General features: G+C 38.3%; 23 protein-coding genes, 1 pseudogene and 1 riboswitch. Of the genes and pseudogenes, 3 read left to right on the top strand and 21 right to left on the bottom strand.

What is annotated here, in order from left to right; genetic code table 11:
- Positions 1 to 57 precede the first annotated feature (57 nt).
- The 4 genes from NQ560_RS05045 to NQ560_RS05030 all read right to left on the bottom strand — a co-directional run bounded on the left by NQ560_RS05045 (position 58) and on the right by NQ560_RS05030 (position 5,765).
- A complete protein-coding gene (locus NQ560_RS05045) occupies positions 58 to 504 on the bottom strand; it encodes a hypothetical protein (protein WP_040015656.1) in 447 nt (148 codons plus the stop codon).
- Between the two features lie 55 nt (positions 505 to 559).
- A complete protein-coding gene (locus tag NQ560_RS05040) occupies positions 560 to 3,766 on the bottom strand; it encodes a hybrid sensor histidine kinase/response regulator (RefSeq protein WP_040015718.1) in 3,207 nt (1,068 codons plus the stop codon).
- Between the two features lie 231 nt (positions 3,767 to 3,997).
- Positions 3,998 to 4,088, bottom strand: a riboswitch (cyclic di-GMP riboswitch).
- A 448-nt stretch (positions 4,089 to 4,536) separates the two neighbouring features.
- On the bottom strand, positions 4,537 to 5,478 hold the full coding sequence (locus tag NQ560_RS05035) for an Abi family protein (RefSeq protein WP_005335551.1): 942 nt from the start codon (positions 5,476 to 5,478) through the stop codon (positions 4,537 to 4,539).
- A 161-nt stretch (positions 5,479 to 5,639) separates the two neighbouring features.
- A complete protein-coding gene (locus tag NQ560_RS05030) occupies positions 5,640 to 5,765 on the bottom strand; it encodes a hypothetical protein (RefSeq protein ID WP_005335550.1) in 126 nt (41 codons plus the stop codon).
- A 249-nt stretch (positions 5,766 to 6,014) separates the two neighbouring features.
- Here NQ560_RS05030 and NQ560_RS15860 point away from each other — a divergent pair, with 249 nt between their 5' ends.
- Positions 6,015 to 6,578, top strand: a complete 564-nt coding sequence (locus NQ560_RS15860) for a tetratricopeptide repeat protein (protein WP_005335542.1) — start codon at positions 6,015 to 6,017, stop codon at positions 6,576 to 6,578.
- 108 nt (positions 6,579 to 6,686) lie between these two features.
- On the opposite strand, the gene NQ560_RS05020 is transcribed toward NQ560_RS15860, so the two are convergent.
- From NQ560_RS05020 to NQ560_RS05005, 4 genes are read right to left on the bottom strand one after another with little or no spacing between them, the layout of a single operon-like run.
- On the bottom strand, positions 6,687 to 7,877 hold the full coding sequence (locus NQ560_RS05020) for an ABC-2 family transporter permease (protein WP_005335541.1): 1,191 nt from the start codon (positions 7,875 to 7,877) through the stop codon (positions 6,687 to 6,689).
- Positions 7,870 to 8,754, bottom strand: a complete 885-nt coding sequence (locus tag NQ560_RS05015) for an ABC transporter ATP-binding protein (protein WP_005335539.1) — start codon at positions 8,752 to 8,754, stop codon at positions 7,870 to 7,872. The genes NQ560_RS05020 and NQ560_RS05015 overlap by 8 nt, the downstream gene beginning before the upstream one ends.
- The gene (locus NQ560_RS05010; protein ID WP_005335537.1) at positions 8,738 to 9,517 is read right to left on the bottom strand and encodes a hypothetical protein; all 780 of its coding nucleotides are present in this window, start codon (positions 9,515 to 9,517) and stop codon (positions 8,738 to 8,740) included. The genes NQ560_RS05015 and NQ560_RS05010 overlap by 17 nt, the downstream gene beginning before the upstream one ends.
- A complete protein-coding gene (locus NQ560_RS05005) occupies positions 9,504 to 10,043 on the bottom strand; it encodes an RNA polymerase sigma factor (RefSeq protein WP_005335535.1) in 540 nt (179 codons plus the stop codon). The genes NQ560_RS05010 and NQ560_RS05005 overlap by 14 nt, the downstream gene beginning before the upstream one ends.
- A 166-nt stretch (positions 10,044 to 10,209) precedes the next feature.
- Between NQ560_RS05005 and NQ560_RS05000 the strand changes: the two are divergent.
- A pseudogene (locus NQ560_RS05000) lies at positions 10,210 to 11,216 on the top strand (MobA/MobL family protein); the annotation flags it as partial.
- A 142-nt stretch (positions 11,217 to 11,358) separates the two neighbouring features.
- On the opposite strand, the gene NQ560_RS04995 reads toward NQ560_RS05000, so the two are convergent.
- From NQ560_RS04995 to NQ560_RS04940, 12 genes are all read right to left on the bottom strand, one after another.
- Positions 11,359 to 11,739, bottom strand: a complete 381-nt coding sequence (locus NQ560_RS04995) for a DUF4825 domain-containing protein (RefSeq protein ID WP_005335529.1) — start codon at positions 11,737 to 11,739, stop codon at positions 11,359 to 11,361.
- Positions 11,740 to 11,800: 61 nt separating this feature from the next.
- The gene (locus tag NQ560_RS04990) at positions 11,801 to 12,217 is read right to left on the bottom strand and encodes a YjdF family protein (RefSeq protein ID WP_005335528.1); all 417 of its coding nucleotides are present in this window, start codon (positions 12,215 to 12,217) and stop codon (positions 11,801 to 11,803) included.
- A 435-nt stretch (positions 12,218 to 12,652) separates the two neighbouring features.
- Positions 12,653 to 13,414 (bottom strand): helix-turn-helix domain-containing protein, encoded by a 762-nt coding sequence (locus NQ560_RS04985; RefSeq protein ID WP_040015655.1) that lies wholly within the window; start codon positions 13,412 to 13,414, stop codon positions 12,653 to 12,655.
- Positions 13,415 to 13,524: 110 nt separating this feature from the next.
- Entirely contained in the window at positions 13,525 to 13,926 is a 402-nt protein-coding gene (locus NQ560_RS04980; RefSeq protein ID WP_005335514.1) for a ParB/RepB/Spo0J family partition protein, read from the bottom strand.
- Positions 13,927 to 14,178: 252 nt separating this feature from the next.
- Positions 14,179 to 15,564, bottom strand: a complete 1,386-nt coding sequence (gene rlmD, locus NQ560_RS04975) for a 23S rRNA (uracil(1939)-C(5))-methyltransferase RlmD (RefSeq protein ID WP_005335513.1) — start codon at positions 15,562 to 15,564, stop codon at positions 14,179 to 14,181.
- Between the two features lie 28 nt (positions 15,565 to 15,592).
- Positions 15,593 to 16,519 carry an NYN domain-containing protein gene (locus NQ560_RS04970; protein WP_005335512.1) on the bottom strand — a complete coding sequence of 309 codons (927 nt, stop codon included), beginning with the start codon at positions 16,517 to 16,519 and terminating at the stop codon, positions 15,593 to 15,595.
- A 71-nt stretch (positions 16,520 to 16,590) separates the two neighbouring features.
- Positions 16,591 to 16,833, bottom strand: coding sequence for a hypothetical protein (locus NQ560_RS04965; protein WP_005335510.1), 243 nt, complete (start codon positions 16,831 to 16,833; stop codon positions 16,591 to 16,593).
- A gap of 187 nt (positions 16,834 to 17,020) precedes the next feature.
- Entirely contained in the window at positions 17,021 to 19,279 is a 2,259-nt protein-coding gene (gene pcrA, locus NQ560_RS04960; RefSeq protein ID WP_040015716.1) for a DNA helicase PcrA, read from the bottom strand.
- A gap of 22 nt (positions 19,280 to 19,301) precedes the next feature.
- Positions 19,302 to 19,697, bottom strand: a complete 396-nt coding sequence (locus NQ560_RS04955) for a DUF3783 domain-containing protein (protein WP_040015654.1) — start codon at positions 19,695 to 19,697, stop codon at positions 19,302 to 19,304.
- A gap of 136 nt (positions 19,698 to 19,833) precedes the next feature.
- Positions 19,834 to 20,544: a response regulator gene (locus tag NQ560_RS04950; protein ID WP_005335503.1), complete on the bottom strand. Its 711-nt coding sequence runs from the start codon at positions 20,542 to 20,544 to the stop codon at positions 19,834 to 19,836.
- Positions 20,534 to 21,589, bottom strand: a complete 1,056-nt coding sequence (locus tag NQ560_RS04945) for a sensor histidine kinase (RefSeq protein WP_005335502.1) — start codon at positions 21,587 to 21,589, stop codon at positions 20,534 to 20,536. Before NQ560_RS04945 ends, NQ560_RS04950 begins: the two co-directional genes overlap by 11 nt.
- 152 nt (positions 21,590 to 21,741) lie before the next feature.
- Complete coding sequence (locus tag NQ560_RS04940; RefSeq protein WP_022278633.1) at positions 21,742 to 21,879, bottom strand: hypothetical protein; 138 nt, start codon at positions 21,877 to 21,879, stop codon at positions 21,742 to 21,744.
- Between the two features lie 189 nt (positions 21,880 to 22,068).
- Here NQ560_RS04940 and NQ560_RS04935 point away from each other — a divergent pair, with 189 nt between their 5' ends.
- Entirely contained in the window at positions 22,069 to 22,683 is a 615-nt protein-coding gene (locus tag NQ560_RS04935) for a DUF1836 domain-containing protein (protein WP_005335499.1), read from the top strand.
- Between the two features lie 10 nt (positions 22,684 to 22,693).
- On the opposite strand, the gene NQ560_RS04930 is transcribed toward NQ560_RS04935, so the two are convergent.
- Entirely contained in the window at positions 22,694 to 24,013 is a 1,320-nt protein-coding gene (locus NQ560_RS04930; RefSeq protein WP_005335498.1) for a helix-turn-helix domain-containing protein, read from the bottom strand.
- Positions 24,014 to 24,214 lie beyond the last annotated feature (201 nt).

The raw sequence follows: 24,214 nt of genomic DNA, 5'->3' as shown, positions 1-24,214 counted from the left end.
ACTTTATATGTTCTGTCTTTTTATTCCTACAAATCTTCGTGCAGTTTTACATCACTATTATCTGCCATGCATTGTTTTAAGGCAATGATCATTTTTTCCGCATCCAGCGGCTTTGTAAGATGGAAGATGCCCTGTCGAAATCCAGTCCTTAAATTCCTGTCTTTCTTTCTCATGCAGATATTGAACCGCATATTGGTCAGCAGAAGAATTGAAATTATCACCCTGTTTCAGATTCATTTTTTTTGCGTTGGTTCCATCGTTTATATGGAGAATTTCAAAGGAACCGGTATTTAATTCAACATAATAGACGGCCGTAAAATCTGCACATATCTTATCCAAAAGCCGTCTTTCCGCCATCTGTTCCGCCAGCGTACGTTTCAGTTTTCTGTTCCTCATATGTACCATTACAGTCAGGATAAGAAGCAGAACAATCAGCACGGTTATAAAAACCAAAACAGCCACAGACTGCGGTTGCTTCGGAAATATATATTTAGTTTCTGTCATAACAAAACCCTCTCTATGTTTCCTAGCTGCTTTTCCCATGCATCCAGGAAGGCAATTACATCCAGTTTTCCAGAACATCATTCAGCTTATTCATATCCAGCGGTTTCGCGATATGTCCATTCATGCCTGTATTTTTGGCCAACTGTACATCTTCTGCAAAAGCATTGGCAGTCATGGCAACAATAGGCAGTTTTCCCTTTTCACCCGGAAGGCTCCTGATTGCTGCAGTTGCCTCATAACCATTCATGACAGGCATTTGGATATCCATAAAAACAAGATCATACAATCCTTCCGGAGAAGCTTCCACTTTTTCAACTGCGATTTTCCCATTTTCTGCTATTTCCACTTCTGCCCCTGTCATCTGCAAAATTTCAACAGCAATTTCTCTGTTCAACTCATTATCCTCAACCAGCAGAATCCTTTTTCCTGTGTAGTCTGATTCTGACAACTTCTCCAGATAATTTTTTGCTGTTTTTTCTTTTCTGCCTGAAGTAAACTGCCGTAGTGTTGCCGTCAGCCGGGAACGGAACAGCGGTTTTGCAATAAAAGCATCTACACCTGCAGCCTTTGCTTCTTCTTCAATTTCGCTGAATTCATAGGATGTCAATACAATGATGGTGATCTCTTTTCCTATCCGTTTCCGGATCTGTCTGGCAGTCTCTATACCATCCATATCCGGCATCTTCCAGTCTAAAATAACAGCAAAGTAATCATCTTTCAACTCATGCCGTGCATAACAGCGCTCAACCGCTTCCCTGCCAGAGAGAACCCATTCACCCATAATACCGATTTCCTTCAGTGTGGCAACTGTACTTTCACAGCATGTCTTATCATCATCCACTACCAGAACCGGCAGCTTCATCAGATTTTTGTCCTGTTCTTTTTCTTTTTCCTGAAGCTCCAGATAAATTGTTACTGTGATTTTAGTTCCCTTGTGCAAGGTACTATCCACTTTAATAGTGCCATTCATCAGGTTCACAATATTTCTGCTGATTGCCATTCCCAGACCGGTTCCCTGAACTCTGGTTGTACGTTGGTCATCCGCGCGGCTGAAAGGATCAAACATGATTTTCTGGAATTCCGGTGACATACCGATCCCATTATCCTCAATCGTAAATTCATAGCATCCAAGTTCTGAAAATCCATTTGGCTTTTCCTCTATGGAAAAAATAATATTTCCACCATCCGGTGTATACTTGATTGCATTACTCATCAGATTCACAAATACCTGCTGAATCCTCAAGCTGTCACCACAGACAGCCTCATGTTCAATATGATTGATGTGTATATCAAAATTATGTTTATGTTCATCAAGCACCGGTTTCGTAAGTGTAATAAGATTATCTACCAGCTCTGACAGATTGAAATCTTCCTGTGCCAGTGTCATTTTTCCACTTTCAATACGTGCCATATCCAATACTTCATTGATCAACCCCAGCAGATGGCGGCTTGATTCTGTGATCTTGCCGAGGCATTCAATAACTCTCTCCTGACTCTCAATATTTGCTCCTGCGATCGCTGTCAGACCGACAATAGCGTTCATCGGTGTCCTGATATCATGGGACATATTGGAAAGGAATTCTGTTTTCGCACGATTAGCATTTTCTGCGGACCGGTAAGCCTCTTTCAGTGCCTGACGGGATTCAATCTCTGCTTTCTTCTCCTGTGTCACATCCATGGATGCCAGCAATACTTTTACCAGTTTTCCATCCTCCCATTCCAGGGGTATGTAAGAGGCGATCTTATAAGTCTTTTCATCCTGGCTGCAGTACTCAAACTTATAAATATCATTTTCACTTTTCAGTTTTTTCCGAATATTATCCGGGGCTATCAGGATATCTATAGCTTCCAATGGTTCCAGAGTCTTATATTTTTCAAGAACCTGCATCTGAAAATCATGATAAAATCCCAGAGGTTTATATATCATCTGTCCATTCAGATTGTAGAATTCATATCTGTCATTTTCCAGATCACAGACAACAAAACGGTCAACCAGACGCACAATACTCTGGATCAGCAGCTCCATGGAAGCATTGTCCGCTGCCATCTGCAGATGCCGTGCACTCTCCACCTTTGTCTCTGTGATATCCCGCAGAAAGATCATGGCATATTCTGAATCCTCTATCTCGCCGCGTATGATCACATTGCGGACCCATCGTTCTTCTCCATTCAAAGTGATACGGCACTCCAAAGCCAATTCGGTTTCCAGACCCTTCAGCCTTTCTGCAATATAACCACGGTCGTAAAAAGAGGATACCGCCTTCTTATCTGTCTCCACAACATAGGAATCCACAAAATGCTGGATCAGTTCATCCCATGTATGACTCTGTTCAAAGACTGTCATCAGGGACGGTTCAACCTTAAAGGTATCAAAAGTATTCGCTTCCAGATTCACATAATACTCACACAAATCTGCTTTCGTAAAAGCCCGGTGGAAAGCAGCAGATTTTTGTGCCTGCATGATTTCTTTTTTCTCCCCATCAATGTTAATAAAAATCCCGGCAATCCTGCTGGCAGAACCATCCAGACGGCGTATTACTTCTGCCGATGCCCGAAACCACTGGTATTGATTATCCTTCATTCTCATACGATACTCTACCTGGTATTTTATCTGGTTCGTCTTATCCTTAATTGCCGCCTGAAGCTGCACCATTACTCTTTCTTTATCCTGTGGATGCAGAAGATCTGACCAGGATTCCAGTTTATTCGGAAAATCCAGAGTGTCATGATAGCCAAGCATTTTTCGGAATTCATGACTCCAGTTTGCATTCACAATCTCACTGTTTTCGTCACAGTCAAAATACCAGAAGCCGGAATAGATAGCCTCATTGAGCAGTGTCAAATTTACATGATTCCAGTTGACCTGTACGGACATAACCCAGATCTGTCTGCCCGCCTCATCTGTCGCATCCTCTTTACAAAGCCGTACATTTTTCACTGTACCGTCTGCAGCAAGGATCTGTGCTTCCCCTGTTCCGTGAAGCTGCAAAAAACGGTCTCGCTCCAGTATATCTTCCTCGCCATAAAAGAAGTTTCTCAATGAGCCTTTTGTCTGTTCCATGAAAGTATCGAATGTGTATCCTGTACTATGCAACAGCAGATTATTCACAGACAAAATAGACAGGTTTTGGTCATAAGATCCTGTCATTATACCTACACCGCCATTATTTTCCAGTGTTTTCTGTACGGCCTGTGACATGTCCTGTGTCTGCCCCGTTACAGTCTCACCTAATGAATATATTTTGTCTTCATAATTTTTCATTTTATAAAAATCCTCTCTCCGTCTCATGCCTTCTTCATCCTGCTTTTATCTGTATACAGAAAACCTGTCCCTGCTAGTTTTGTTACCCATTTTTGCATACAAAAAGGACACTTGCCAAAATCTGCCAGTGTCCCTACTATATTTTTTAAATCACACATCTATATAGTATAAAAGATATCGGAATCTCTTCTGTTCAAACATCTTTTCCATATATTATGATGATATGGAAACAGTGGCAACCGGCTGACATGGTCAAGTTTTCTGACTTTAGTCCCTTCTGGCTTTGCGCCCCTGCCTTTCAACAGGTTTGCCTTTAAAATAATCTCTTTTTTTCCAAAAAAACATACCACATGGTTTTCCTCACGTCAATAATTTTTTTCAAAAAATCTACACATATTTTACTTCTGTTTTTGAACTTCTCTTTATAAAAAATCTAAATCGATGAATCCTAAAAACCTAACATTTTTTCATATGAAGCTCATTCATCATTTATAGTGCTATTCTCTCCACTAACTAAACATAACCTATTGTTACTCATAATTTTGTCATATCCAATCCAAACAGCGTAAAACTTTTTATTGCAGCGATTGACGAAGCCGACCGTGACCGCACACCAAAGCAGACACTTCCCGGACGTCAGTTGACAAACCCACAAGAAATCTTATCTTTAATGTCAAAAAGGAAAAAAACAAACTCTTAAATATTAAAATTCTTCAATAAAAAATCCTCTAAGACAATAGGTGCTTCACTATCTCTTAGAGGATATTTCTTTAATTTAAATGGTATCTGGTAATATTTTTCCAATTTTTCGGGAAACCCATTTTATTCAATAATTCAACTTCACTTATATGCTCTACTTCTCTGTTTACCCGGTCAATCTCTTTTATGAGCTTTCTTTTAAATTCCAGAAAATCTTTTCCGGGTAATAGATATCTAAAAGCAATCACCACAGCAAACAAATCTTGTTTTCCTTTTTCGTACTGATTACCACTCTGTGGTAATGAAAGTTTTTTATGAAGCGGTGTATCCGCAATAGCATCTACTGTTCTGTATGTAAACAGTCGTTCCCCATGGGCACATACATTCCTATACTTAGTGAGAACAGATAGAAACTGTTCCATCTGATGCTGATTCAAAGGTTCAAAGTTTTTTGATACTTTTGATTTTAAGGACTGCGGAAACACTCGGAACATTTTTGATAAGTTTCCAAACGTAAGTACATTTGCCAAAACCCATAATGGAATTTCACCATATGTCTTGCGGTAATAATTGATATATGTATAATCTGTGGTCGTTGTTGCTCGTTTCAAGGTCGCTATCAACTTTACGATTGTTGCATGATTTCTTTTTGTATTATTATAATTATTAGCATCTAGGTACTGCTTCTGCTCTGCTCCATACATTTCAGTAAAATAGTATGACATCAAAGAACGCATCTGTCGCTCAATCTGCAGTAAATATTTAAAGAACAACTCTCTAAGCTCTGCATCAAACTTATACAGACTGACTATTTCTTCAAAACTTGTTCCTACTTTATATTTCTTTGTATTCGATATTCTAAAAAGATGTTTATATCCTCCCATAAGAGGAAAATATCCTATTTGACGTAACATCTCTTCCGCATATTCTCTGTCTTTTATTTTTATTCCCTTTTCATCACTGATCCAAGAGACCTGGTCACTAAAAGAAGAGAATTTTTTCGGTGTCTGCATCTCATTTCTCCTTAAAACAAAAGAGGGAGAGACCCGCAGGCTCTCCCCCGCCTGTAGGCTTCTCAAGTTTCTACAGAACGATCACTGAGCTTAGTATACGTCATTTTAAATGTCCTGTCAATATGCCAAAACATTCTCTGTCATATCAGCTCAAAATTATTCTATGCTGTTTTTTCTTCCTTATTCTGTTTTTCTTCCTCCAACTCCCGAAGGACTTCAGCACCGTACTTATCAATCATCCGTACCAGAAAATCAGTGCACCGCTCAAATTCAATATTCTGTTGCATAAGCTCCTCCCGTTATTGTTTGTTCTGAGCTTATTTTACAGAACCTGCCTGAAAACCACATTGAATAGAAATTGATTGTAAATTGACACAATCACTTTAAAAATATCCGCATTTTCTTGAACCGAATGTATGTTCGTGTTATGATAGATATACTCAATCTTAACTACGAAAGGGGAATTTCTATTGAATTGATGCGATTTTTCTTCTATTAGCACTTGCTTAAAAAATCATATCAGCGAAAGTAATCAAATGAGTCAGCCTGATTTTTTATACGAATTATTTGAAGATTTTATGGATGATCCGGCAAATCAGGATTATTCAATGGATAACGGTCTGGTTTGCCGCTGGATGACTGGTCAGGCTAAAATCAGTCCTAAAATATCCGCTTACTATTCCAAGCCATCCAATCAGGAAAAATTAGCCCATACCATCCACCAGAATCTTCTTCCACTGATGTCTGACTGTAATATGGCTATACATCAGATTGCCAATTATGCAATGTTCCTGACAGAACAGCAGGAACCCGAAAGAGGAATCTCCGAATTACAAAAATTATCCGGCATCATCAAGGAATACCATTCCGATGACTGTCTGGATTATGCCAAAGTACAGGAAACCCTTGGAACCATTTATCTGATGACTGCCAATCTTCCGCAAGCCAAAACACATTTTAAAAGAGCTTTCAAAATATATGAAAAGATCTGGGCTGATGAACCAGAAATGATTGAAGCAAAATATCAGGAAATTCAGGAGTTATATCCACAGATTGGATTTTGCATTGGAAAAAATCTATCCGGTCTTTTAACAAAATAAGCATAATTTACGGCGGGCAACTTGCCCGCCGTAAATCTTTAAATTATGCTTTGATTTTTCCAGAAAATATTTTACTTACTTTGTTTTTCATGAGTATGAATACAATTTTTACTTATTTCCGTATCTGCGAAAACTCTTATAAATAAAAGGCAGTAAGGCTATTGCCATCACTGTATACATTACCATTACAAGCGAAATTTGTCGAAATACACAATTCCCAATCTGATAAATAAGTGGGACTTTTACACTTGCCTGTACATTTGTCAAAATTGTTGGTATCAAATTGAAAAGCGTTGTATACCCAGAAAGTGCCCGTCCTATAAATGGCAATAAGCAATATAAAAAGAACGGAATGCAAACAGCGACACTAATTGTATGCATTTTAGCCGCTACTAACATAGACACTACAGCCGCCAGCATACTGGCTATAAATCCACATACAACTGTCAACAAATAGTATTGTCCATATGACATAATGTAAATACTATACGCCTGATACATTTGATAAGGTGTATTCATACCACTGGTTCCCATAATTCCAAAACAAATCACACTAAGTAATATAATTCCCATACAATAAATCATAACTGTCGTAGCTATTCCTGCCAGTATTTTTGTTTTAACAGCTTTTGTACGTCCATACTTTGTAGAGAAAAATACTGCATCTGCTTTTGTCTGAAAATCATCTGCAAATATTCCAGCACAAATAAAACCAACTATGATTGCCAGAATAATAGAATACGTTTCTACATACATAATCATAGTATCCCACGAACTATAAGATTCGTATTCTACTGGTAATTTTATTTCATTATATTTCTTTTCCAAGTATTTTTTCTGAACAGAAGTCTTTCCATATTCTTCTGCCATCTTTTCCATATTTTTATGATAAGTGTCATAGAACTCTTGCACATTTTCTTCTGTAATTTGATTCAGAACACTTTCATCATATTCTGAATCTGGTGTTAATACCGATATTATAAAACCCCTAATATCATCTATCGGTTGCAATGTCGTTCCGTAAATTGCATTTTCTTCTGAGGATTGTGTCACCGCATTTTTATTTTGTTCTATAACTTTTCCAAGTTCATCTTCTGTCAATGTACCTTTCCATGCTCGTCTGTTATCTGTAAGTTTTCTTGTTGCCATAATTCCAGTACTAGCATTTCCATTCTCATCCACATAGCGATTACTTGTAACTGCAAATCCGCTAAAAATGACAGCAAGTATCAATGCCAATCCGATTGCAAATACATTAATTTTCTTTGAAAAAATTCGTTTTAATTCTAATTTAAGCATCTTGTTTTTCCTCCGATTTTTCTCCAAAATAAAATAGAAATGCATCTTCCAGATTTTTTTCTACAGCCACAGCATCTTCTGTTGGCTTTTCTATTGAAATAATTCTAAGCTCTGCTCCGGTTTTTGTTGTTTTTATATTTCCAACCAAATATTCATTCATATACTTGTCTATCATACTTCTCGAAACATTACATTGCCATACCTTTTCTTTCATAGAAGATACTAAATCTTCCGCAGTACCTGCATAAAAAAGTTCTCCATCTTTCATTAACATAATGTTATTCGCAATGTACTCAATATCCGATACAATATGTGTAGACAAGAGCACCAAACGTTCTTCCGACAATTCACTAATTAAATTACGAAAACGTATTCTTTCATTCGGGTCTAATCCAGCGGTAGGTTCGTCCAGGACAAGAATTTGCGGATCGTTTAACATCGCCTGTGCTATTCCTACACGTCTAACCATTCCTCCAGACAAATTCTTCATTTTTCTTTTACTGAATTTTTCCATTCCTACTTGATTTAATAATTGCTTCACTTTTTTTCTGGCAAACGGTATTTTTAACCCTTTTATAGAAGAAATGTACATCATGTAATCATATACGGTCAAATCTGGATAATATCCAAAATCCTGTGGTAAATATCCCAGAACTTCTCGGTATTCACCTCCTAGTTTCCATATATCTTTACCATTCCATAATATTTGTCCTTCTGATGGTTGAACAATCGTACAAAGCATACGCATTAATGTGGTCTTTCCTGCTCCATTTACTCCAAGCAGTCCATAAATTCCTTTTTCCATAACACAATTCACTTTATTAACAGCATTTACTTCTCCGTATTGTTTTGTTACATTTTTAAATTCTAATTTCATACGTGTAATCCTCCAAAATTTTTTCATCAAATAGCAATGACTTCTGAACACAAAAAATAAAATATACAAAAGTTAATATCAGCATAGCCACCCATACCGGAGTTACAATTTTCTGATAAATAACATCATTTGCAACAATCATCATCCATAAACCAACCCATACCAGACAAGAAAGCACTGCTATATATTCTGATTTTTCCCATCTGCTGTACAATACACGAAAACATATACAACATGAAACATTTACCGGAAGCAAAAAATTAACCACCAAATCACTTAACGAGAGTATTGTTGTTTGATATGTAATTGCCAAAAACACCATAACGATCACCAGATCCACTACTCCAAACATTAACATTCTTGCTGTACAAATCTGACGCAGTGTGTAATAAGACGCCTGCTCAATCTCAATCGCACCATTTCTTCTGTTTTTCCAAATTTCCGGGATAATCAGAACCACAAATATTGTGGCAGATATTCCCATAATCCTCATCATATCTTTTATGTCTGACGTATAATTACTCAACCATATCCATAGACACATAAGAACACAACCTTGTAAAATCCACCATCTTTTTTTTATGAATTTTGTCTGCTCATACAAAAATTCAAAATACGATGTTCTATGCGATTGTTTCGATAAAATTGACTCTGACAAAATATTCTGACATGCTTTTACTGTTCTGTTTTCTGCTTCAATCCTTACATATTTTTTTTCAATCTTCTCTTTATATTCCTTTATTTGTTGCTTATATTTCATCATAGTTTTTCACCTCCAACTCTTTCATCAAAAGTTCTTTTGCTCTTCCAATTCGATATTTTACAAGCGAAAGTTTTATGTGAAGTAATTCTGCAATTTCTCTTTGTTTCAATTCTTGAAAAAAATATAAAACTGCCGTTTCTCTAATTTCTTCCGGTAACTTTCTCACTGCCTGTTCAATAGTTAATCGGACTCCTAGCTCTTCTACATGATTTTTACTACAGTCCTCTGATTTTAGCAGTTCCTCTGATGGAATATCTTTTTTCTTTTTGTAATAATTTTTAACGGTATTTCCGGCAATTGTATAAAGATAATTCTTAACTTTTCCATATTCTTTATATCTATATAAATTGGAAAAGAAACGTGTAAATACTTCTTGTGTCAAATCCTCTGCCTCATAGGGATCATTGATATGTAGCAAACAATATTGATATATACTTGAGTAATATTTTTTGACCAGTTTTTCACACGCATCTTCATCTCCTGCTCTTGCTAGATGTACTAACAAAGAATCAGTTTTGTATTCCATTCGCAAATTTGCCTCCCTCTGTTTTCTAAATAATATAACAATCCTACTATAAAAAAAGTTAGAATTTTCTTTTGTTTTTATTTATATTTTTCTAAATATTCTTCCAAACATAAATTTTCTTCTTTCATTATTTTAGTGACAGTCGTTCCAACATAACGGTAATGCCATCTGGCGGGCAAACTGGGCAGATGCCGTAAATAAAATGCTTGCACGTAATCAGATAAATGCTACCATTGATCACCGCAGCTTTGCAGATCAGGGAATCACCGAACAGCCAACCCCATCCATGAAGGCTACATGGCCCAAAATATGGAAAAGAAAGGCATGATAGCAGACCGCTGTGAAATCAACCGTCAGATTCGTGCGGATAACAAAATGCTCCGAGAATTAAAAGCAAAGGTAGCAAAACTGGCTGAAGCTGTAGAAAAGTCTATTCCAATAATAGCTGAAACGTTAGAAGCGATCCGCAATCATATGATTTTTACACAGTATCATTTACTTCATAATGAGATGCAAAAAGAAGTGATCCATGACTGGATGAATCATTTTAATCCAATACTGAATAAATACAACACAGTTAAAAAGGAACTCAAAGCTAAAGTTACGGAACGGAAAGAACTGAATGTGCAAAAGGATAAAACCAGTATTTTGAATCCCATCCGGCATATAAAATTAAATCAGCAGCTTACCACTATTACCGAAGAAATCGAAGAACTGAAATCAAGGAAAGAGCAGCTAATCTTCCAGGCAGAATGCTCTACCGATAAAGATGTGACGAATCTATCCAAAAAATATGACCAGATGAATAACAATCTTGATATCCTGGATTCTCAGGACATCTCGCTCAAAAAACAGATTGAAAAAGATGCCGCCGCTTTCCAGGAAGAAAAATTTCGTCCTGAACCAGAACAGTATACAGAATTGCTGGACACCCGAATCCAGATACGTCCTGATTTTCGGGATAAGCTAATCGAACAGCTCAAAGGTACTTTCGGTAAATATTATGACTATCACCGTCGTGATATTGCCGCCAATGAGGTAGATTATCTCAATGTGGAAGATCCTGATGTTTTTTCCCATCGTGCCTGGGAACTTGAATATCAGCGAGAACAGGAAATGCGGCGAAATCAGCCTGCAAGAGCTAAGAAAAAGTCCTATGATATGGAATTGTAATCATCTTCGAGTAGATAACATGCTCTTACAAATCTCTTGTTCAAAAATAAACTCCTTTCAAAAAGGCGTATGGAAATCAAAACTTCCATACGCCTTTTTATATTCTGCTCTTCAAATTGTCTAAAAGTTGACTAAAAATATATCACCGTTCATATGATACAATAATTTCTTTGCTATCTGCTGTTTTATAATCAATTGTTCCCAAATTACCAATCAAGTCAAATGTCATATCTGCATTAACCTGCAATTCATCTTCAAGTTTGGCTGCAGACGGCTCATCTTTTAGAAAAACTGTTAATCTATAAGGCTCTGTTTCAGACTGTATCTCTATACTGTCATATGAGTATCCCGCCGGATACTCTTGACCACTTACAATATTTATAACATTTGAAGAATCTCCTACATAATCTGTCTTATACTGCGATAAATCAGGAATTTCGTACAGTTTTTCTTTTTTTCCGCACGCCGAAATCAACATTATTGACATGGCGACTAACATAATTGCAAGTACTTTTTTCTTCATAGAAACACCTCCCGAAAGCTTTATTCAACACTTTTCGATTTGAGTAAAAGGCCAAGGGACTTTAATGTCCCTTATGCTTTTCTCTTTTCTTTCGCTGTTTCAGTTCAAACATTCGCTGCTCTTCTGCCTCTTTTTTCTTGCGTCTTTTCTCTTTGCGTTCCTGCTTGTTCTGTTCCTGCTGTAATTTCAACGCCTGTTGCGATTTTGTACCAATGCCTATTTCCAGCATCTGCTTCTTTACTTCCCGCTGCATCCGTTTCGGATTTCTTTTGATATCCTTTACAACAGTTTCAACAACCGAACTGAATTTCAAACTGAAATAACACTTTTGAATATATTCCTGTACTTCATAATCTTTTGGCTCTGCACCAAATGTTACCTTTGCCACAGATAGTTTACCATCTTCGATGCGTTCAAAGATTCCCACCCAAAACGGCTCTTCAAAAAATACTGTCAGCTTTCCATTTACTTTGTCCATAAGAATCCCTCCTAAAATTGATTGAACAAAGAATGGACAACCCGGAGGGGCAGGTTACTTACCCTATTTATATAGGACGGCCGGGCTACCTACCGGCTCTGGCACATCAAAGATGTACGTTGCATTTTTATCTTTGCGTTTATAATCAAGCCATATGGCACGATTAACTTAATTCTATAACTTCTAAGTTACATTCCTCAAAAATCTTCTTGCTTCCTAAGATTCTATCTTCTGTTCAAATCATACCATATGATTAATGCATTTTCTATATACTTTCTTGATACCCAGCAAAAACCAGAAAAAAGCTCCCGAAGGAGCTTTCCACGTTTTAAATGTATGCTAATTCGCTTAACACAATCTCTTCTGCATCATTCCTTATTTCCCATGAAGAATGTTGTAAATTAGTAATATCCACAACGATAACAGGTAATTTAATTATTCGTATTTTTTCCCGATAATGTAAATCGAAACTACCATACCACCTAATATCATAATTAAGAAAATTTTACTTAAAATATCCCATAAAGCTATATTGAGACAATTGATTATTATAATACCTGCAAGAGGATATAGAACAACCGTTGCAAGTGTCCAAATTTTTAAAGTTGTACAGATGTACATCCAATTTCCGTTGTTAAAGGATAAACCAACTAGATGTATTCTAAAAATTCCTTGTGAAACATAATTTATCTTGTTTGCATCATAATATGTTGGTAATATGTCTTTGGCAAAGAAACAAAACCATGCACCAAATAAAAGCATTAACCCTGTAACCAGCAATATATCATCTTTCATCTCAGCTATTGAATTCCCAGATACGACTAACATAATAATTTCTGTAATAGATATTAAAAAGCATAGCAAATATGCTAATATCCAGTTTTTTTTATGCTGATGAATAGAATTCCTAACAGCCATATCGAGAGAGCCTACTACCAATTCCTCGACTTCTTTTGTATCAATATTTTTCTGTGTATCTATTTTTTCTCCACGTAACAATTCTGTAACGGTAACATCTAATATATCAGCTATTGGTATGAGTAATACGACATTAGGCATACTAAGACCACGTTCCCATTTGCTGACCGTTTTATCTGATACATATAATTTTTCAGCCAAATCCTTTTGAGTTAAATTCTTTTTCTTTCTTAATTCGGTTACAAATAAACCGAATTTTTCATTACTAATTTGATACATACATCCACCTCCTGCACACATATTATAATGGGAGTACGCATAAATCAATCGACTAGCAGTAGAATTGCAGAATATTAGCACAAATATATCAAATAATCTCCCCATTATAATTATTTCTGTGAAGTTATATTCGGATATTTTTTAAACGCTTTTTCGCTTGGCAGTATCTTCTCTCTTTGGAGGTTACTGTCCACCATCGCTATAACCGACTGATCATCATCCAGTTCCCGGATAATGACCGGCACTTCCGTAAGTCCTGCCCATAGTGCAGCTTCTTTTCGTCTGTGTCCGGCTATAATTTCATATCCATCACCATGTGGATTTTTTCTCACCAGAAGTGGAACTAATACGCCTTCCTTCTCAATACTGCATCGCAGTTCAAACAGTTCCTGATTTCTCTCTACTTTAAACGGGTGTCCTTCAAAGCTATGCAGCTCTTCCAATTTCATCAGTACAATACCTGCACCCGGCTCGTGATTCTCTAATGAACACATTTCTTTCTTCTTTGCCATTTTTTATTTTCTCCTTTGCCTTTGAATAAAAGAAAAGGACACTCATCTTCCAGAAGTTCTGAAAACAAGCGTCCTTTCGGCTTTTCTCTATGCTATTGAATAAAAAATGTTAATTCTGTCTGAATGTATTTCCTCATACCAGATGCAATACTACTGACACTTCGATGCCATTCATAATCTGCTTTTTCTTGCCCTATTTGCCTGTTGGTGTGAAACTCATATGCCTCGCAAAGTGCCTGAAATTAAGGACTTCTACGAATTCACCCGATGTAAACAACACACGACTTCCACATGCACCGTGTTCGGGAATAAATCCACACATGCAATCTTCTCTACCTTATATCCTCTTCCCTGGATCATCTCCAGGTCCCTTGCCAGGCTAGTCGGTTTACATGCGATATAGACAAGTCTGTCGACCCCGAAATTTAGTATCTTCATCAGGGCTTTTGGATTCACTCCGTCACGCGGCGGATCCAGCATGATAAGATCTGGTACTTCTCCAAGTTCATCGATGACTTTTAAGACATCTCCTGCCCAGAAAGTACAGTTGTCTAGTCCATTTAATTTTGCATTGACCTTAGCTGCCTCAACTGCTTCTTCAACAATTTCAACACCGACTACTTTCTTTGCTACCGGTGCCAGAATCTGTGCAATTGTTCCGGTTCCACTGTAAAGGTCAAAAACTACTTTTTCATTCGTATCCCCGATATATTCTCTCGCTTTTTCATAAAGCACTTCTGCTCCAAGTGAATTTGTCTGGAAGAAAGAAAATGGTGTGATTTTGAACTTCAGTCCAAGTAATTCCTCATAGAAATAATCCTGACCAAAGAGTACTTCTGTTCCTTCGTCTTTTACAACATCTGCAAGACTGTCATTCTTCGTATGAAGAATTCCGACAATCTTTCCTGAAAGCTCAAGTGCCTGAAGTGCAGCTGCCCATTTATCCAGAAATTCCTTTGGTTTACTGCCAAATCCTTCTTCTGATGCTGTTACAATATCAATGAGGATCTCTTCCGTCTTCACTGCTTTTCTCACGAGTAAATGCCGGAAATATCCCTCATGTCTCATGCGGTGATAATACGGCAGTCCTGATTCTCTCGCACATTCCAGTGTACAGGCCAATATCTTTCTGTAATCACCGTCTACAATCTGACAATCACATACATTGACTATGTCGTGGAAACTGCCTCGTTTGTGCATACCAAGTGCCAGCGGTCCGTCTTTGTATTCGTCACCAAAAGAGAACTCCATCTTATTACGGTACTCACTTCTTACCGGACTTTCCAGTACACCTTCCCAGATATAGTCGCCGTCAACTGCCTCATCCATCATTGCCTTGACCTGTGATTCCTTTAATTTTACCTGTTCTTCATAAGGCAGATTCTGATAAGTGCAGCCGCCGCACTGTCCGAAATGCGGACAGGCAGACTCTATCTCCTGAGGCGCTTTCTCGATTACCTCCAGAAGTCTTCCTTCTGCTTTTCCTTTTTTCACTTTATTTACTGAAAAACGTACCTTCTGACCAGGCACACCATTTTTTACAATGACGCGTCTGTCCTCCTGTGATACATTTACAATTCCTTTATTCGGGAACTCTACGGATTCGATGACTCCTTCGTATACCTGTCCCTTCTTCATAGCGTTCTCGTCCTCCTTTACAGACTATCTATTTTTTATAATGAGCTTTCCAGCGTTTGCCATCCTGTTCCAGCTTCATATGAGAAATGCTCTTAACATATTTTTTGAACTGGGAATATCCATAATCATTTAGTTTGAAATCTTTGTATTTATCATACACACGATTTCCGATGGCACCAAGATCCATACCTGCTTCTCCGGCACCTTTCACCAAATTACGTACAAACTGGTCTACGTCTTCTTTTCTCGCACGGTTCTCTTTTAATGTAACCCAAGCTACATGACCATGTTTCACAAGTTGTATTCTGTCAAATTCCTCAAAAAATTTGGAAAGGCTGCTATATCCGTAACTTCGCACGTCAAAATCCGGATAAAGGCTGACCAGTCGGCTTCCTACTTCGCCAAGTCCGGTCTGTTTATTATTATCCTGATTCTCCATGATCATCTTAATAACTGCATCTTCGACCTTCTCACGCCCCAGCACTTCATGAGATTCTCCCCCTCCATCTTCCAAGCCTTTCTCTGACAGAAGATTTTCCAGAATTGTGAATTTGTCGCATGCTTTTCGAAATGGCTCCGGCGTCTTATTTTCGCCCATTCCGATAACCATCTTACCGCTCTCTCTTAATCGGCTTACCAGTCTTGTAAAATCACTGTCACTGGATACAATGCAGAATCCATCCACATCCTTTGCATAAAGAATATCCATCGCATCTATAATCATCGCAGAATCTGTGGAATTCTTTCCCTGTGTATAAGAAAACTGCTGGATCGGTGTGATTGAGTTCTTAAGCAGTTCATCCTTCCAGCTTGAATGTTGCGTATTCGTCCAATCTCCATAAATTCTTTTGTACGTAATATTTCCATATTTTGAAAGCTCTGTTAAAATCGGCTTTATATACTTTGCAGATACATTATCTGCATCAATCAACAGAGCAAAGCATTGTCCATCCATCGTCCACCTCGTCCTGTAAAAAAGCAGGCATCTCAGCCTGCTTTTTACTTACTTGTTTTGTTGTTCTGAACCTATATCTGATCCTCGTCATTGAAGAAGTCATCATCGAAATCATCGTCAAAATCATCCTCAAAGTCTTCCAGATAATCCGGGGTAAAGAAGCAATATACTGCATATGCGATTGCTGCAACTGCTGCCACAGCACCGATCACTGCCAGTATCCAAAGAACTGTCTTGGAAGCTTTCTCTTCTTCCTTTTTGTTAATCAGATCGTTCAGCTTTGTTGTTGCAATAAGCTCATCAATTTTACTCATATCCCTCGTCCTTTCCCTTGCCCTTTGCAAGTCTCATTATTGTATATTATTATAACACTGGTCTTACAATATTACTACACATTTATTTTATAAAATTTGCAAGTATAATTTGAAGGAATAATTTGAAAGCAGCAAAGTTTGTCAGTGTAAAATTACCTTTACAAAATTCTCTGCTTCTGCATATTTCTTATATCTTCTGTAATTTTGCGAATGCCGCAAACATCTTCTTCGTTCCAGGCCCGTCAAAATTTACCGTCACTTCGTAGTCACGTCCGCCTTCGACTATCGACAAAACTGTACCTTCACCAAATTTTATATGGCGTACACGGTCACCGACTCCATACTCCAGCTTTCCCCCTGCAGGCTTTCCAAAGGATTTTCCCTGCTGTACTGCTGCAAATGCTTTCGTCTTAAATGCCTGTCTCGCCATCTGGTAGTCCGTTTTTCTTTCCGTTTCTTCATGATCCGCGTGGTCTGTGAGACTTTTTCCATTTCCTGAAAATTTATTTCCCGTAGATATCAGTTCCAGCGGAACTTCCTTTAAAAAACGTGACATTTTATTATACTGCGTCTCACCGCGGACCATACGTCTTCTTGCACAAGTCATAGTCAGTTCGCTCTGGGCTCTTGTAATACCTACATAACAAAGTCTTCGCTCTTCCTCCAGTTCGTCCGGATCATCAGCTGTTACTGTCATATAGCTCGGGAACAGTCCGTCTTCCATTCCGGCAAGATAGACGCGTGGAAATTCTAGTCCTTTCGCACTGTGTAAAGTCATGAGCACCACATAATCACTGTTCTCATCCAGATTGTCAATATCTGCCACCAGAGCGACTTCCTCAAGAAATCCACTCAGTGTTACCGGTTCATCATGCTCTTCGCATACTTCTTCATAAGCAACGACTTTATTTAAAAGCTCATCGATATTTTCAATTCTCGCCTGAGCCTCTATCTCACTCTCTGCCTGAATGCTCTCGATATATCCGGTTTCGTCAATAATTTCCTGCATCAGTTCATGAAGTGTCAATTCCTTTGCATCTACTTTAAAGTGCTCGATCAATGCTACAAATGACTCGAGCTTTGACACGCCTCTTCCGATATCCGGGATAAGGTCAGCTCCCTTAAGACATTCATAAATTCCTTTTTCATGCATCGCAGCATACTCCTGCACACGATTAATGCTGGTAAGACCGATTCCTCTTTTTGGTACATTGATAATTCTTCGCACCGCCAGGTCATCCTGACCATTATCTACGGTTTTTAAATATGCAAGAATATCTTTAATTTCCCGTCTTGCATAGAAATTAATGCCGCCAATAATCTTATATGGAATATTTGCTGTTACAAATTTTTCCTCGAACATACGGGACTGTGCATTCGTACGATATAAAATGGCGTTGTCCTGATAGTCGCACTCGCCCTTTTCCACATGTTCTTTTATATCGGATACTATGTATTCTGCCTCATCGAATGCAGTATCAAACTGACGAAATGCAATCTTATCACCATCTTCATTGTCTGTCCACAGCGTCTTGTCCTTTCTTCCGTGATTGTGGCTGATCACAGCATTTGCTGCATTCAGGATATTTGCTGTGGAGCGATAATTCTGCTCCAATTTAATGACTGCTGCCTTTGTAAATACTTTCTCAAAATCCAGAATATTACGGATATCTGCCCCACGGAATTTATAAATAGACTGATCATCATCTCCGACTACACACAGATTCTGATACCTGGAAGCAAGCAGACGTACCAACTCAAACTGCACCCCGTTCGTATCCTGGTACTCATCTACCATAATATAGCGGAATCTCTCCTGATAATATTCCAACACATCGTGCTGTGTCTGGAATAGCTGAACTGTCTTTAAAAGCAAATCATCAAAATCCAGTGCATTGTTAGCTCGGAGCTGCTTTTCATACTCTTCATACACATCCGCAATCTTTTTCTGATGAAAATCTCCGCCCGCCTGAAGCCGAAATTCTTCCGGAGTCAACATCTCATTTTTTGCATGAGAAATGGTTCCGATCAGCATACGCTCTTTGTAGATTTTTGTGTCAATCTGTAACAACTTGCACACATCCCTCATCAGTGTCTTCTGATCATCTGTATCATAAATTGTAAAATTCGTGTCATATCCAAGCAATGCAATATGGCGTCTTAGTATCCGCACACACATAGAATGGAATGTACTCACCCAAATACTTTCTGAGCCGAACCCAACCAGATTATCCACACGTTCCCGCATCTCTGCTGCCGCTTTGTTCGTGAATGTAATTGCCAAAATATTCCATGGATTGACGCCTTTTTCTTCAATCAGGTACGCAATCCTGTGGGTCAGGACTCTTGTCTTACCTGATCCCGCTCCTGCTAAAATAAGAAGCGGTCCTTCCGTGTGAAAGACTGCTTCCTTCTGTTTATCATTTAACGTATCATATATATTCAAGTTCTTTTCGTTTCCTTTCTTATTATTTTCCACCTGTCATCTTCTCATGCTCTCGCATGATCTCATCATGAAGTGCCACCGATGTCCAGTTCTTATTCATCTCTGTCAAAACGGCTTTTAACGGAACCTGAACTTTTTCTTTTCTCATACGCTGCAATGCCTGATCCAGCATACGCTCATTTTCCGGACACATTAAGAGCATCTCATCTTGAAATACAGCTTCTATTTCTTTCGCTTTAACACCAGCTTCTTCATTTATTGATTCCGTTGTTCTGCCTTCTGCAACTTCACCAACCGGAAGCAAGTATTCTTCTTCCTCCACATGACGGACTCGGTAGCCTAAAAATCCAAAAATCAATCCAATCTTCCGACCTTTTGTCGTCCCTTTTAAATTATAACAAAGTACTGTTGCCCGCACCTTAATCCTCCTGTCTTCCAATAACCAAGAATATTCCAAAGCATATTTTCATATTATAACAAAGATAAAAAAGAAGCGCAATGACCTATGAAGACGAAAAGCTATTGTTCCTGTGTTGAACAAGCGCTATCGCTGATTAAGAATCTGTTTCTATAATACGGTATCCCACTCCGACTTCTGTAAATATAAACTGTGGCTGACCGGGATTTTTTTCGATTTTTCTACGGATATTCGCCATATTCACACGCAGGATACGGTTATCCCCCTTCATGTTTGGTCCCCAGATTTCTTTCATCATGTAATCATATGTCAGAACCTTGCCTGCATATTTTCCAAGGAGACTTAATAACCGGAACTCATTCTGGGTCAGTCCTGCGTCTTGTTCCTCCACATAGACCCGGTGTTTATCATAATCTATCACCAATTTTCCATTTAAAAATGTGACTTTCTGCCTCTCTCCCTGATTCTTGCTTGTTCCCCGGAAATGTCGGATCGCAGCCCGGATCCTTGCAAGAAGTTCTGATGTTCCAAATGGTTTTGTTATGTAATCATCAGCTCCCATATCGAGCGCTTCTACCTTATCTTTTTCATGATCTCTGGCAGAAACTACAATAATCGGCATATTGGACCACGCACGGACTTCTTTTAAAATCTTCATTCCGTCCATATCTGGAAGTCCCAGATCCAAGATCACCACATCTGGACATCTGGAAGTGATCAGACTATATGCTTCCTTTCCTGTCTCAGTCGCGATCACATCATAATCATTGGCCTCCAGGATCGTCTGTATAAACTTTCGAATATTTTTATCATCTTCTACTATTAATACACGGTCTTTAATCTCCATTCTGTTCTTCCTCCTCAAGCGGTAATGTAAATGAAATCTTCGCTCCGCCATCTATCTTATTCTCTGCCCAGACTTTTCCCCTGTGCGCATCTATAATACTTTTACATACCGAAAGTCCGATTCCCATACTCCGTTTATTATCGTACATCTCACCTTCCCGGTGACTGATCTGACCTGTAAATAACATCGGCAGAATCTTTCCATCAATTCCTTTCCCGTTATCTTCAATAGAAAATATAGCTTCTGTTTCATTCGCAGATACGGTTACCTTCACCTGCGTCGTCGATCCTCCATGTATCACAGCATTTTCCATAATATTCACAATGACTTGCCGGATCAGGATTGGATCCATCGGGACAATAACAACTTCTTCTGGAATATCCACCTCGACTTTTATGTCCGGGAAACGCTTTGAAAACTTTACAACTGCACTGCTGACAATCTCTTCTGCCAGTTCTTCGTGTGTCGTAAGTCTTGTTCCTTCATCATTCATCCGGGTAATGGATAACAGGTTCTCCACCATCCGTACCATCCACTGTGCCTCTTCTTTGATGTTCAAAAGCAGCTCTTCTTTCTGCTCCTCTGTCAAAACATCTTTATTATCTATAATTCCAGCCGCTGCTCCTTCTATAGAAGTAAGAGGCGTCCGGATATCGTGAGACACTGCTCTTAGAAGATTTGCTCTCATTCTCTCTTTTTCTGCCTTTAACCGCACATGCTCCTGCATCTTGATCTGAGTCATCAATGCACTTACTGAAATAGATACTGTCAGCATTACAATAAATGTAAGCGGATAGCCGGTCACAGTAAAATCCACTTGAAAATATGGATAGGTAAATATATAATTGACTCCCACAACTGCCACCATAGATGCCAGCACCCCATAAAAATATCCTTCTGTAAGTCTGGATACACAAAGTACTGCCAACACATAAATAAGCGGCACATGCGTGTCTGTCGGAACAAGCGGCCGCAAAATAAAACATATAGCTGTCGCTGCTGCCAGCATTGCAGCCGTAATAATTATATTTTTCAAAATTTTCATATAGATGTTCTCCATTCCACCGCCAAATTGATAGCACAATACATCTCTTTAGGTGCTCCTATTATATCACATACATATGTTAAGATTTTGCTAAAATCAAAAGGGACAGCACCTTTTTCAGATGCTGTCCCTTTTGATTCTTCTATCTTCACTTACTGATATAAGCTATACCCATATCTGACTTTCCGGTAAATCTTCCATACCAACATCACCGGTACACTTAATGTCAAAAGTATCGATGGTACTCCTCCAATCAAAACTAACAAGACTACTAAAATTGCATTGATCATCTTCGTTGCCTCCTCGTAATTTTCTTGCATTCACCTTACCACACACACGTACTCTTCTCCACTAATCTAACCTATTTTTAACTGCTCATTAGCTCGTTATGTTATTTTCTTAACAATATGTGAACATTTTATTTTTTGCTTGTCATATAGTTTTTATTACTATATAATATCTATATTGAGGTGACAATTATGAAGATTAATATGGATGAACTACTGGACAGCATGTTAGAAGGTATTTCCAATATGGATTATGTGCGCTCTGAGGATATACCGAATATTGAATTATATATGGATCAGGTGACCAGCTTTATGGACGAACAGTTAAGCTCCAGTAAGCGGTACGATGATGATAAGATTCTGACAAAAACAATGATCAATAATTATGCAAAGAACAACCTTCTCCCACCACCGGTTAAGAAGAAGTATTCCAAAGAACATGTGGTTGTCATGATTTTTATCTATTATTTTAAAACGATCCTGTCCATCAAGGATATTGAGACGATTCTTACTCCAATTACGGAAAAATATTTTGATACAGACAGTGCTGTCGATGTTGCATCTATCTACGAAGAAGTCTGCGACACAGCAAAGAGCCAGATTCAGAACTTAAAAGATGAAGTCCGCGAAGCATACGAGACTTCTCAGAATACTTTCAAAGATATGGAAGGTCTCTCTGACAGTGACCGGGAATATCTGCAGTTATTTTCTCTAATTTCTTCTCTTAGCTTTGATGTATATGCAAAGAAAGCTCTGATTGAAAGGATTATTGATGAATTACCAGAACCAGTACACAAAAAAAAGTAGCCATCATCGGCTACTTTTCTTTTCGCACAAATACACTCTCCGGTCTTCCTCTGGAAGTAGTTCTCTTTTTGTATGCAACTTTCAATATTTCTTCACGCTCTAATGTTGACAGAAAACGGTTCGCACTTCTTTTTGTAACTCCTAACCTGAACGCAAGTTCCTGTGCTGTAATCTCTTTTTCTGCAGATGCCTCCAAGGCAGACATAACTTTACTGACCGTGATCGGTGATAGTTTTGACTTAATATCCCGGTAAGACTGATTATCAACCATAAATGTCTCAGTTGCCTCCACTCCAAGAGGGCCGATCAGTTCTTCCTTTTCTGTTACTACATAGCTCGTATTCTTTTTTAGTTCTGCCTCATGGCATGCATTCAACGCATTCAATCTTGCCTGGGCGATTCCTGCTCCAAAACCATAGCCAATACAAAAGTTCCAGCCGGTCTTTCGTTTCTTAAGTTCTGCAAACAATCCATCTCTTGACAGATTCTCCGTTATTTTAAGAACATCTTTTTTGGTTGCAAGAATCTCCATTCCATAATGATATCTGTGAAGTGAAAATTCTGTGATACCATTTCCAAACATTTCCATCATCATGCTTTCCAACCGAACGTAATTAGAATCCAGCTCTCGCAAATAACTAACCGAATTCTCCTGTCCTAACAGACGAACTACAATGACACATGGCTGGCGTTCTTCCAGTTCCCGTTTTTCAATATCACTGAGCAGTCTCTCACAGACATTTTGTACATACCGTTGTCCCGGATAAGGAAAATATACATTGACTCCTTGCTCTTTTAATCTCTTTACAATGCTTGAAAAACGTGTAATTGAAAGATCTGTCTTTCCTTCTTTCCACAGATTCAGATGTTTCTCATACTGTTCTTCTTCCAGTTTCTGCATCCTTTCCAATGTAAATGTCTCATTAGAAAGAATGGTAAGATCCGGCATTGTCTCCCGTCCTTCTACAAATGCCGTCAGATTACCGCCAAACAATTCCATGATATCTGCATATACTCTTCTAAAATCAAGCTTTCGATTCTGCTGCAAAAGCTTCAATAGCAGACGATACATGGCTGTGTCATCGGTGTTAAAACATCTAATCGGACGCTTCTCTTCCGGATAGTAAAGATGAATCATATGTGCCGGAAAACTTCCGCTTGCTAAAATCCCATCATATTCCGGTCCGATTTTTTTATAAATATCCTTAATATCTTCGAATTTTTCATATGTAAAGATGTGATACTGAAACCCCATATCCAACTCAGTAATCATATCCTTTATGAATTGTTCCAAAAAATCGGTCGCGATAATTGCTATCTTTTTCCCCACATTCCGACCTCCTTCTGCTTTGTTCCATAATATGATACCACACTTTTTCTGATATGGCTAACTGCCCTTTTCACACTTCTTATATTCGTACATTTCTTATTAATTATTCCTAATTAAAATCACTGCTTTTTGTGCAATATAGGCAATAGTTTTTTGTACAATACATACATTTTATCAATATATATTGACTTTATTTTAACA

It is taken from the genome of Dorea formicigenerans, assembly GCF_025150245.1.
Lineage (GTDB): Bacteria > Bacillota > Clostridia > Lachnospirales > Lachnospiraceae > Dorea > Dorea formicigenerans.
The sequence above is the reverse complement of the archived record's forward strand: the minus strand, read 5'-3'. Positions and strand labels throughout refer to the sequence as shown.

Bases quoted from the DNA above. Each gene is read 5' to 3' on its own strand.
- NQ560_RS05045 (WP_040015656.1), bottom strand. From the start codon at position 504: ATGACAGAAACTAAATATATATTTCCGAAGCAACCGCAGTCTGTGGCT.
- NQ560_RS05040 (WP_040015718.1), bottom strand. From the start codon at position 3,766: ATGAAAAATTATGAAGACAAAATATATTCATTAGGTGAGACTGTAACG.
- NQ560_RS05035 (WP_005335551.1), bottom strand. From the start codon at position 5,478: ATGCAGACACCGAAAAAATTCTCTTCTTTTAGTGACCAGGTCTCTTGG.
- NQ560_RS05030 (WP_005335550.1), bottom strand. From the start codon at position 5,765: ATGCAACAGAATATTGAATTTGAGCGGTGCACTGATTTTCTGGTACGG.
- NQ560_RS15860 (WP_005335542.1), top strand. From the start codon at position 6,015: ATGAGTCAGCCTGATTTTTTATACGAATTATTTGAAGATTTTATGGAT.
- NQ560_RS05020 (WP_005335541.1), bottom strand. From the start codon at position 7,877: ATGCTTAAATTAGAATTAAAACGAATTTTTTCAAAGAAAATTAATGTA.
- NQ560_RS05015 (WP_005335539.1), bottom strand. From the start codon at position 8,754: ATGAAATTAGAATTTAAAAATGTAACAAAACAATACGGAGAAGTAAAT.
- NQ560_RS05010 (WP_005335537.1), bottom strand. From the start codon at position 9,517: ATGATGAAATATAAGCAACAAATAAAGGAATATAAAGAGAAGATTGAA.
- NQ560_RS05005 (WP_005335535.1), bottom strand. From the start codon at position 10,043: ATGGAATACAAAACTGATTCTTTGTTAGTACATCTAGCAAGAGCAGGA.
- NQ560_RS04995 (WP_005335529.1), bottom strand. From the start codon at position 11,739: ATGAAGAAAAAAGTACTTGCAATTATGTTAGTCGCCATGTCAATAATG.
- NQ560_RS04990 (WP_005335528.1), bottom strand. From the start codon at position 12,217: ATGGACAAAGTAAATGGAAAGCTGACAGTATTTTTTGAAGAGCCGTTT.
- NQ560_RS04985 (WP_040015655.1), bottom strand. From the start codon at position 13,414: ATGTATCAAATTAGTAATGAAAAATTCGGTTTATTTGTAACCGAATTA.
- NQ560_RS04980 (WP_005335514.1), bottom strand. From the start codon at position 13,926: ATGGCAAAGAAGAAAGAAATGTGTTCATTAGAGAATCACGAGCCGGGT.
- rlmD (WP_005335513.1), bottom strand. From the start codon at position 15,564: ATGAAGAAGGGACAGGTATACGAAGGAGTCATCGAATCCGTAGAGTTC.
- NQ560_RS04970 (WP_005335512.1), bottom strand. From the start codon at position 16,519: ATGGATGGACAATGCTTTGCTCTGTTGATTGATGCAGATAATGTATCT.
- NQ560_RS04965 (WP_005335510.1), bottom strand. From the start codon at position 16,833: ATGAGTAAAATTGATGAGCTTATTGCAACAACAAAGCTGAACGATCTG.
- NQ560_RS04950 (WP_005335503.1), bottom strand. From the start codon at position 20,544: ATGGAGATTAAAGACCGTGTATTAATAGTAGAAGATGATAAAAATATT.
- NQ560_RS04945 (WP_005335502.1), bottom strand. From the start codon at position 21,589: ATGAAAATTTTGAAAAATATAATTATTACGGCTGCAATGCTGGCAGCA.
- NQ560_RS04940 (WP_022278633.1), bottom strand. From the start codon at position 21,879: ATGATCAATGCAATTTTAGTAGTCTTGTTAGTTTTGATTGGAGGAGTA.
- NQ560_RS04935 (WP_005335499.1), top strand. From the start codon at position 22,069: ATGAAGATTAATATGGATGAACTACTGGACAGCATGTTAGAAGGTATT.